This is a genomic window from Aquipuribacter aurantiacus (assembly GCF_051216895.1).
In the GTDB taxonomy this organism is placed as follows: domain Bacteria; phylum Actinomycetota; class Actinomycetes; order Actinomycetales; family JBBAYJ01; genus Aquipuribacter.
This window is the reverse complement of the sequence record NZ_JBPKAO010000011.1, coordinates 127,857-138,002: the sequence shown is the minus strand read 5'-3', so window position 1 is coordinate 138,002 and position 10,146 is coordinate 127,857. Positions and strand designations below refer to the sequence as shown.

The following is a 10,146-nucleotide window of genomic DNA, read 5'->3' as shown; positions in this document are numbered from 1 at the left end:
CCCCCGCCGCCGCGTCGGCCGCGACCCGGCCGACGTGGGAGCGCAGGGCCGCCTCGGGGTCGACGCCGGCGGCGCGGGCCCGGGCGGCGAGCGAGAACAGCGCGGCCCCGAACGCCTCCGGGGTCGTCGCGGGCTCGTCCAACACGTCCACCAGGTCCACCTGGGTGACATCGGCAGCCGGGAGCCCGACCCTGAGTCCGGCCCGCTCGAGCCGGCCGAGCAGCTTGTCGGCCCGCGCCAGCGCCGGCAGGTGGTTGGGGATGCCGTCGAGGGGGCCGCGGTGGGGCTTCTCGGCCGCCTTCAGCTCGTCCCAGCGGGCCTGCACCGCCTCGCCTGTGCGCACCTGCTCGTCGGCGAACACGTGCGGGTGGCGCCGGACGAGCTTGGCCGCCAGCCCGGCCGCGACGTCGTCCACGTCGAACGCCCCGCGCTCGGCCGCGACGCGGGCGTGGAACACGACCTGGAGCAGGACGTCGCCCAGCTCCTCGGCCAGGTCCGCGTCGGCGTCCGTCGCCCCGGTCTCGAGCGCGTCCACGGCGTCCAGGACCTCGTAGGTCTCCTCGAGCAGGTACCGGGTCAGGCTGGCGTGCGTCTGCTCGGCGTCCCACGGGCAGCCACCGGGCGAGCGCAGCCGGTCCATGACGGCGACGACGTCCAGCAGGGCGGAACCGGGCGTCGGTGCCCGGTCGTGGTCCTCGGTCATGTCAGCCCTCGGGCGGGGCCTGCCCGTCGAGGACGGGCTCGGGGAGCCAGTCGTGGGTGAACACGCCGAACTGCAGCTCGCCCTGCTCGCCGACCGTCCCGTAGCGCGGGTTGATCGTGACGTCGGCCTCCTGCAGGCCGTTGATGCCCTCGGCCAGCGCGGGCGCCGCCTGCTCGGTCTGCTGCAGGTTGGACAGCATCAGGTTGGTCGCGATGACCTGCAGCGTCGCGTCGGAGTACTGCTGCGGGCCCCGGCCGGCCTCGGTGTCGACGGTGTCCAGGAACGCCTGGGCGTCCTCGTCGGTGGCCAGCAGGGACGCGGGACCGTCGCTGAACTCGCGGGCGACGCCCTCCACGACGTCGGCGGCGACCAGCAGGCTGACGATCTGCACGGGGTCGACCCGGGTGTTCTGGGTGATCTCCAGCGGGAGCTCGGTGACGGCGGCCTGCACGTCGGCCTCGGGCACGACCCGGCCGTCGATGACGGCGGCCGCCGTGGGGTCGCCGGCGGCGGAGCAGGCGCTCGCCCCGAGCGCCAGCGCGACCACGCCGAGGACGGGGCCGACGAGGCGGCCGGCCCGGGCGTGGGCCCTGGTGGAGGTGCGGGGCGTCATCGTCTGCTGATCCCTTCGACGGTGCGGTCCTGGTGCTCGGTACGGAACCCTACGGCCGCCACGGGCCCGGTCGCGCCCCCGGTCGCGGACTCGTCGCTCCGGCGGGTCGACTCCGGTCGTACGCCGGTGCTCGGCGGGGCCGGGTGCTCGGGGGCCGGGAGGACCGCGGCCACCAGGTCCCGGACCCAGGCGATCAGGTCGGTACCGGTGACCGGGCCGCCGCTGAGCCGGCCGGCCTGGGGGGCGGTGGGCAGCGGGACCAGCACCGTGCTGAGCGACGGCTTGACGACCGACTTGGGGTGCAGCCGGCCCAGGCGCAGCTGGGCGGACTCCGGCAGGACGACCGGGGCCAGGCGCAGGAACTTGCCCTGCACGCTGACGTCGGTGAGGCCGTAGGCCCGCAGGAACACCCGCAGCCGCGCCACGGCGAACAGCGCCTGGACCGGGTCGGGCAGCCTGCCGTCGGGGCCGGCGCCGAAGCGGTCGCGCAGGTCCTCCGCGACGGCGTCCAGCTCGGTGTCGTCGCCGGCGGACGCCAGACGCCGGTAGGCCTCCAGCCGCAACCGCTCGGCGGGCACGTAGTCGTGCGGCAGGTAGGCGTCCACGGGCAGGTCGACCGTGGTGTCGACCTGCGGGGCCTCGTGGTCGCCGTCCAGGTCGCGCCGGTAGTCGGTGACGGCCTCGGCGACCATCCGCAGGTACAGGTCGAACCCGACGCCCTCGATGTGCCCGGACTGCTCCCCGCCGAGAAGGTTGCCGGCGCCGCGGATCTCGAGGTCCTTCATGGCGACCTGCATGCCGGCACCCAGCTCGGTGTTGGCGGCGATGGTCGACAGCCGGTCGTGGGCGGTGTCGGTGAGGGTGGCGCCCGGGCTCCACATGAAGTAGGCGTAGGCGCGCTCGCGGCCCCGCCCGACCCGGCCGCGCAGCTGGTGCAGCTGCGACAGCCCGAACGTGTCGGCCCGGTCGAGGATGAGGGTGTTGGCGTTGGCGATGTCCAGGCCGGTCTCGACGATGGTGGTGCAGACCAGCACGTCGAAGCGCCGCTCCCAGAAGTCGACGACCGTCTGCTCGAGGTCGGTCTCCCCCATCTGCCCGTGGGCGACGCGGATCCGGGCCTCGGGCACCAACGAGCCCAGGTGCGCCGCGACGCGCTCGATGTCGCTGACGCGGTTGTGGACGAAGAACACCTGGCCCTCGCGCAGCAGCTCGCGGCGGATGGCGGCGCCGACCTGACGCTCGTCGTAGGGGCCGACGTAGGTGAGGATCGGGTGCCGCTCCTCCGGCGGGGTGGCCAGGGTCGACATCTCGCGGATGCCGGTGACGGCCATCTCCAGGGTGCGCGGGATGGGCGTGGCGGACATGGCGAGCACGTCGACGTTGGTGCGGAGCTTCTTCAGCTGCTCCTTGTGCTCGACGCCGAAGCGCTGCTCCTCGTCGATGACGACCAGGCCCAGGTCCTTGAAGCGCATGTCCTTGCTGAGCAGGCGGTGGGTGCCGATGACGACGTCGACGCTGCCGTCGGCCACGCCCTCGCGGGCCAGCCGGGCGTCGGCGTCGGAGGAGAACCGCGACAGGGCCCGGACGACGACGGGGTAGCCGGCGAACCGCTCGGAGAACGTCGACAGGTGCTGCTGGACCAGCAGCGTGGTCGGCACGAGCACCGCGACCTGCTTGCCGTCCATGACGGCCTTGAACGCCGCACGCAGGGCGATCTCGGTCTTGCCGTAGCCGACGTCGCCGCAGATCAGGCGGTCCATCGGGACGGCCCGCTCCATGTCGGCCTTGACCTCGTCGATGCTGGCCAGCTGGTCGGGGGTCTCGGCGTAGGGGAACGCGTCCTCGAGCTCGCGCTGCCAGACGGTGTCCTTGCCGAACGCGTGGCCGATGCTGGCCATCCGGGCGCTGTACAGCTGGATCAGCTCGCCGGCGATCTGCTTGACGGCCTTGCGGGCGCGGCCCTTGGCCTTGGCCCAGTCCGAGCCGCCCATCTTGGACAGCGACGGCGCCTCACCGCCGACGTAGCGGCTGACCAGGTCGAGGGCGTCGGTGGGCACGTAGACCCGGTCGCCGGGCTGGTTGCGCTTGCTGGGGGCGTACTCCAGGACCAGGTACTCCCGGGTCGCGCCCTGCACGACGCGCTGGGTCATCTCGACGAAGCGGCCGATGCCGTGCGTCTCGTGCACGACGTGGTCGCCGGGCTTGAGGGTGAGCGGGTCGACCATCTGCCGCCGCTTGGACGGCATCTTGCGCATGTCCTTGGTGGACGTGCGCTGACCGGCCAGGTCGGTCTCGGTCAGCAGGGCCAGGCGCAGGTCCTCGCTGACGAAGCCGTGCAGCACCCCGGCGGTGGTGACGTGGACGACACCGGGCTCCGGCGGCACGTCGAGGGTCTCGACGTAGCGGGCGGGGACGTCGTTGGAGCCGAGCACCTTGACCAGGTGCTGGGCCGGGCCGTGGCCCTCGGTGACGGCGACCAGGCGCCAGCCGTCACGCACGTGGGCGCCCAGGTCGGTCGCGGCCTCGGCCAGGTCGCCGCGGTAGCCCTGGGCCTCGCGGCCGGGCACGGTGACCAGGCGGGCGTCGGTGGCGTCGCGCAGCTCGCCGTCGGCGGCCAGGCTGCCGGCGCTCCACCAGGCCAGGCCCAGGTCCCGCGCGTGGTCCTGCAGGTCCGGGAGGGTGCGGAACATCCCGGCGGACAGGCCGTCGGTCGTCAGGTCCACCGGCGTCACGTTGCCGGCGGCCGCGTTGGACCAGGCCGCCTCGAGGAACTCCGCGCCGGTGTCGAGCAGGTCCTGCGCGCGGCTGTGCACCCGGACCGGGTCGACCGACACGACGAGGGTGTCGCTGGGCACGACGTCCAGCAGCGTGGTCATCGAGTCGACGAGGACGGGGATGAACGCCTCCATGCCCTCGACGGCCTGGCCGTCGGCGACCTTGGTCAGCAGCTCGGCGGCGCCGGGATAGGACTCCAGCAGGTCCGCCGCCCGCGCGCGGACCGCGTCGGTGAGCAGCAGCTCGCGGCACGGCGGGGCGACCAGGCCGTCGACCGTGCCGAGGCTGCGCTGGTCGGCCACACCGAACTCGCGCAGCTCGTCGACGGTGTCACCGAAGAACTCGACCCGGACCGGGTGGGCGGCGGTGGGCGGGAACACGTCGACGATGCCACCGCGGACGGCGAACTCCCCGCGCCGCTCGACCATGTCCACCCGGTGGTAGGCGGCGTCGGCCAGGTCACGCACCACGTCGTCCAGGTCGACCTCGTCGCCGACCTTCAACCGGGTCTCGCGCAGGTCGCCCAGGCCGACCGCGAACGGCTGCATGACGCTGCGGACCGGGGCCACGACCACACGGGCGGGCCCGGCGGGGTCGGCGCCGGGGTGGGCCAGGCGCCGCAGCACCTGCAGCCGCTCGGCCACGGTGTCGCTGCGTGGGCTGAGGCGCTCGTGGGGCAGCGTCTCCCAGGCCGGGAAGCCGACCACGTCGGACTCGGGCAGGAAGCTGCGCAGCCCCGCCACGGTGTCGTCGGCCTCGCGGGCGGTGGCGGTGACGACCAGCAGCGGCCGGCGGGCGGCGAGCGCGGCCAGCAACGGGGCGCGGACGCCCTCGGCGCACACGACGTCGACCGCCCCGGTGTCGGTGGCGGCGGGGTCGGCGAGGCCGACGAGGGTGCTGACGGCCGGGTCCTCGGTGAGGACGGGCAGCAGGCCGGTGAGGGTCATGGCTCCTGGCACGGGGTGGGGGCGGTGACGTTGTCGTTACGAGGGTAGTTCGTCGCGGCGCGCCGGAGGGCCCCCGGGCCCTGCCTGACGGGCACGGGGCGTCTGTGAGGTCGACTTCGCCCGTTCTCGCCCGCGCCGACCGCGTCGCGGCCTACCGTTGACGGGCCCGGGGGTGGATCACGCCCAGACGAGGAGAGCGCGTGTACGTCGATGCGAAACAGCTGCGCGCCGACGGTCGAGGTCCAGGTGTTCGGTCGCGTGTGCCCGGAACCGTGGTGGGTCTGGGCGTCGTCAGCCTGCTCACCGATGTCTCCTCGGAGTCCGTCGCGGCGGTCCTGCCTCTCTACCTGACCGTGGTCGTGGGGCTGTCTCCCTTCGCCTACGGCGTCGTGGACGGGCTGTACCAGGGGGTGAGCGCCGCCGCACGGGTCCCGGCCGGTTGGCTCTCCGACCGGTTGGACCGCCCCAAGTGGATCGCCCTCGTCGGCTACGGGCTCTCTGCGCTGACGAAGGTCCTTCTGCTCCCAGCGGCGGGCTTCGCGGCGATCACGGCGGTGATCGCGGCCGACCGGGTGGGAAAGGGACTGCGCACCTCACCCCGCGACGCGATGATCAGCATGTCCAGCGATCCCGCCGACCTCGGCCGCAACTTCGGGGTGCACCGGGCCATGGACACCGTCGGGGCCATGCTCGGTCCCCTCCTGGCCTTCGTGCTGCTGGCCGTCGTCCCCGGGGGCTACGACCTCGTGTTCCTCGTCTCGTTCGTGGTGGCGCTGCTCGGGCTGTCCGTCCTCGGCCTCGTGGTGCCAGACCAGCGTCGGCGTACGCGAGGCACCACCCCCGCGACGCCTCCCGCCCAGACGGCCCCGTCGACCTCGACCGTTCCGGGGCCGCGCGAGCCGCGTCCCGCCCGCCCCCGGCTGCGGGACCTGGGCGGGCCGGCGTTCCTGCGTCTGTGCCTCGTGGCGGGCGGGCTGGGGCTGCTGACCGTGAGCGACGGCTTCCTCTACCTGGTCCTGCAGGAACGGGAGGGTTTCGCTGCGCAGTGGTTCCCGCTGCTGTTCGTCGTCACGAGCCTGACGTACCTCGCTCTGGCCGTCCCCCTCGGACGCCTGTCGGACCGGGTGGGCCGCGCGCGCGTGTTCGTCGCCGGTCATGTCGCGCTGCTGCTGGCCTACCTGGCGGCGGCCGGCCCGCTCGACGGACCGCTGATCGGGGGCGCGGCGCTGCTGCTGCTCGGCACCTACTACGCGGCCACGGACGGCGTCGTGGCCGCGCTCGCGGCCCGACTGACACCTACGCACCTGCGCGCCAGCGGCATCGCGACGGTGCAGACGGTCGTGGTGCTGGCCCGTCTGGGCTCCTCGCTCGTGTTCGGTCTGCTCTGGACCGCCTTCGGCAGCGGCCCCGCGGTCCTCGTCATGGCGGTGGGTCTGACGCTGGCACTGGTACCGGCCTGGTTCGTGGTCCGCAGCAGCGACCGGGTCGAGACGCCCGTATGAGCCGACGCACCCGGTTGGTAGTGCTGACGGTCCTGATCGTGGTCGCGCTGGTGGTCAGCGTCGGCGCGGTCTGGGTGCGGGTCGCCGAGCAACGGGAGATCGCCGCCACCGAGCCACGGCTGCCGACCACGTCGCTGGAGCAGGTGTTGCAGACGCCCCACGTCGTGTTCCGGAGCACGAGCCGCGACTCCTCCTACGGACAGGTGGCGGTGGTGCCGGTCGCCGACGCCGACGGCCCACGAGCACTGACCGGGGTCCCTTGCGAGCGCGTCTTCTCCACCACCGCCCGCCACCTGTGCCTGCAGGCCGACCGCGGGGTCGTCACCACCTACCGCACGGTGGTGCTGGGCCCGTCGTTCCAGGAGGAGCACGCGCTGCCGCTGGCCGGGCTGCCGAGCCGCGCCCGACTGTCGCGCGACGGCTCGCTGGCCGCCACCACCACGTTCGTCACCGGCCACTCCTACGCCGGCGGCGACTTCTCCACCGAGACGGTCGTGCGGGAGGTGGCCGGGGACAGCTACGGCAACATCCAGGAGTTCGCCCTGACCGTCGACGGGGCGCCGCTGACCGCCGCCGACCTGAACGTGTGGGGGGTCACCTTCGCCGACGACGACCGCTTCTTCGCCACGGCCGCCAGCGGCGGGACCACCTGGCTGGTCGAGGGGTCCCTGTCCGGTCGAACCCTGAGCTCGCTGCGTGAGGACGCCGAGTGCCCGTCGCTGTCGCCCGACGGCCGACGGGTGGCCTACAAGAAGCGCGAGGGCGCCCTCGACGGCACCTGGCGCCTCGCCGTCCTCGACCTGTCGACCGGGCAGGAGAGGCTGCTGAGCGAGACCCGGAGCGTCGACGACCAGGTCGAGTGGCTGGACGACGGCACCCTGCTCTACGGGCTGCCACGTGAGGGCAGCGACGCCGGGGTCAGCGACGTCTGGCGGCTGCCGGTCGACGGCGAGGCGCCGGCGGAGGTGTTCATCCCCGAGGCCTGGTCACCCGCGGTGGTGCGGGGGGACGAGCCCGCGACGGCGTCGGGCTGAGCGTCGGACGTCGTCGACGCGCCCTCCCCTACCGAGCCCGACCCCCGGTCGCGACCGTCCAGGACCCACAGCGCGCCGGCCAGGCCGATGTAGACGAAGACGAGACCTCGGGCGGTCGAGAAGCTCATCGCGTCGTAGGTGGCGGAAGTCACGAAGGACGCCAGCAGCCCCGCCATGAGGGCTCGGGCGAGGTCACGACGGCCCTCGGTCCCCGCGTCATGGGTGAGGCGCCACAGCATGCCGAACGGCACGAGATACAGCAGCAGCAGGGCGAGGAGTCCGACCAGCCCACCTGTGACGGCGGTCATCAGGAACTCGTTGTCCAGGAAGGCGTAGCGGCCCGGCACGAAGGTGCCGAATCCACGACCGAGCAGCGGGTGGTCGTAGATGAACGAGGCGGCGTACTCGTAGTCCGACGTGCGCGCGGTGACGCTGGGGTCGGAGTCCGCGCCGGTGAAGAGGCTCCGGATGGTCCCCAGCAGGCCGGGGACCGCCAGCCGCATGACCACAAGGCCGACCAGGGAGACTCCAAGCATCTGCAGACGGCGCCTCGGCGACCACCCCGGCAGCAGCACCAGACCCACCGCCGCAGCCGCCAGCACACCGGTCCGCGACACGGTCATCGGGAGCACGGCGGCGATCAGCGCGACGCAGAGCCAGGCGCGCCGCTGCCGCGCAGGTCCGTCCGCACGGAAGGCGCGGTGCAAGGCCAAGGGCAGGACCATGGCCACGACGACGCTGAACTCGATGGGGTGCGCCGTGGTGGCGAAGACCCGCGTGAACCCGGACCGGCCGTTGTCCCAGTCGGACACCAGCGTCTCGAAACCAGGGGGCTGCAGACCCTCCACCGGGTTCCAGCCGGTGAAGAACTCGGCCGCGGCCAGGGCAGCAGCAGCGGCGCCGGCCAGCACGACCACCCGCACCACCGCGTCCACCTGCTCGTCGGACTGCAGGAGCGCGGTCACGGCCAGGGTGAGCCCGATGCACGAGAGCATCGTGACCAGACCCCGGTCCGCAGCATTCAGCTCCAGCAGGTCGAGGTCCGGCCTCAGGCACGCTGAGACGTAGCTGAGGAACAGGCTGGCGGCGAGCAGCGCCAGCACTGCCTGCAACCGGCGCGGCAGCCGCCGGGCCGCCGGGCTCCGGCCCAGGAGGGCTACCGACCACCACGCCAACGCCAGGCTCCCAAGGATGACGACCGGGGCCCCCGCGGCCCCCAGTCCGGACACCCGCAGCCCACTGGGCCAGAGGATCAGGACCACGACGAGGAGACCGGCGCAGGTCAGCCCGTCGACGGGACGACGGAGGACGAGGACCGCGACGACGACCAGGACCGCCAGTCCGACCACCGGTACGACGCCCAGGAGCACGACCCCACCGGTGAGGGCGACGAGCGTCAGCGCACCGCCGAGGACCCCCACCGTGGCGCCTACCCGGTCACGGGCGCCGATGGGCCTTTCCGGACTCCGGGCAGGCGGGCTCACTGGTCCGGCGTGGATCCTCGGGGCCCGTCGACAGCCTCGCGGACGACGGTGCCCGAGCGGCTCTCACCGCCACGTGCGGACGATCGCCGCTCCCTCAGCAGCCTCTCCCCGGACGCGCCCTGACGGGGGGCCGCCGCCCTCCTCCGCTCCACGGCGGTCTCGCGGAGCTCGTCGTCGTCCCACCACAGCCGAGGAACCGTGGGTCCGGTCTCCACCGGCGGACGTCCCTCGGCCACCCCGACCTCGGGCGCCGGGCCCGGGGACGGCTCGACGGGCGCCGCCCGGGGGACGGATGCGGCGAGGGGTTCCGCACCGCTGCGCCCGGTGGGACCCGCTCCAACCCTGCGTGCCAGCCGCCGCTGCTTGCGCACGTCCAGGCCCCGGGTGAGCAGGAGCGTGAGCGCCAGCCCGAAGACCGCAGTCACGCCCATGGCCCTGATCTTCGCCCCGTCCAAGGACTCGGCCTCCTCGCTCTGGGTGAGCAAGGAGGCGTTGACGAGGGACTCCTCCGGGGCGCCGGCCTCCGTCTGCTGGGTCATCAACGTCTCCTGCGCGGTGGCGACCATCATCTCCACCCCCCGGAGGCTCTCCTCGGGCGAGTCCGCGGTGACCGTGATGTCGATGATCGCCCCGCCACCCGACGGGTTGAAGGCGAGCTCGTACTCGCCCGGGAACCCGTCGGCGACCGCCTCCCGCATCACCTGCGGGCTCATCAGGACGGCGATGAGGGTCGTGCCCGTGACCCCTTCGCCGGCCCCACCGAAGCGCGCGTAGGGGTTGACCCTGATGTCGTCGCCCTGCTGGTCGACGTACGAGTTGGGTCCCAGGAGGAGCAGGGACGCGGACGCCTCGTAGCGCGGCAGGACGAGCAGGCTCACCCCGAAGACGCAGCCCGCGGTCACCAGCACCATGACCGTCGAGACGACCCAGCGGTTACGGAGCGACCTCAGCCAGTCGACGACGTCCATCGGCACTCCCTTCCATCTCTCGAGAGTAGGTCACCAGCCCCACCTAGGGACCGGGCTGGCGGGACTCGGGGCGATCCCGCGACGTGACGGCCACCACCAGGGGGAGGCGGTCGACGGGAG

At 73.4% G+C, this 10,146-nt stretch carries 6 protein-coding genes and 1 pseudogene; 2 read left to right on the top strand and 5 right to left on the bottom strand.

All coding sequences use genetic code 11. The features are described from left to right. The 3 genes from mazG to mfd all read right to left on the bottom strand — a co-directional run. The coding region (gene mazG, locus ACR80Q_RS14700) for a nucleoside triphosphate pyrophosphohydrolase (RefSeq protein WP_435378385.1) at positions 1–703 on the bottom strand (703 nt) is incomplete at its 3' end. 1 nt (position 704) lies between these two features. Then, a complete protein-coding gene (locus tag ACR80Q_RS14695; protein ID WP_435378384.1) occupies positions 705–1,316 on the bottom strand; it encodes a hypothetical protein in 612 nt (203 codons plus the stop codon). Continuing rightward, entirely contained in the window at positions 1,313–5,038 is a 3,726-nt protein-coding gene (gene mfd, locus ACR80Q_RS14690; RefSeq protein WP_435378383.1) for a transcription-repair coupling factor, read from the bottom strand. Before mfd ends, ACR80Q_RS14695 begins: the two co-directional genes overlap by 4 nt. Positions 5,039–5,298: 260 nt before the next feature. On the opposite strand from mfd, the gene ACR80Q_RS14685 reads away from it, so the two are divergent. Beyond that, a complete protein-coding gene (locus tag ACR80Q_RS14685; protein WP_435378382.1) occupies positions 5,299–6,540 on the top strand; it encodes an MFS transporter in 1,242 nt (413 codons plus the stop codon). Then, positions 6,537–7,574 carry a TolB family protein gene (locus tag ACR80Q_RS14680; protein ID WP_435378381.1) on the top strand — a complete coding sequence of 346 codons (1,038 nt, stop codon included), beginning with the start codon at positions 6,537–6,539 and terminating at the stop codon, positions 7,572–7,574. Before ACR80Q_RS14685 ends, ACR80Q_RS14680 begins: the two co-directional genes overlap by 4 nt. A 275-nt stretch (positions 7,575–7,849) precedes the next feature. Here ACR80Q_RS14680 and ACR80Q_RS14675 read toward each other — a convergent pair. Further along, positions 7,850–8,299, bottom strand: a pseudogene (locus ACR80Q_RS14675) (O-antigen ligase family protein); the annotation flags it as partial. A gap of 755 nt (positions 8,300–9,054) precedes the next feature. Next, positions 9,055–10,026: a YveK family protein gene (locus tag ACR80Q_RS14670; RefSeq protein ID WP_435378380.1), complete on the bottom strand. Its 972-nt coding sequence runs from the start codon at positions 10,024–10,026 to the stop codon at positions 9,055–9,057. Positions 10,027–10,146: the final 120 nt, after the last annotated feature.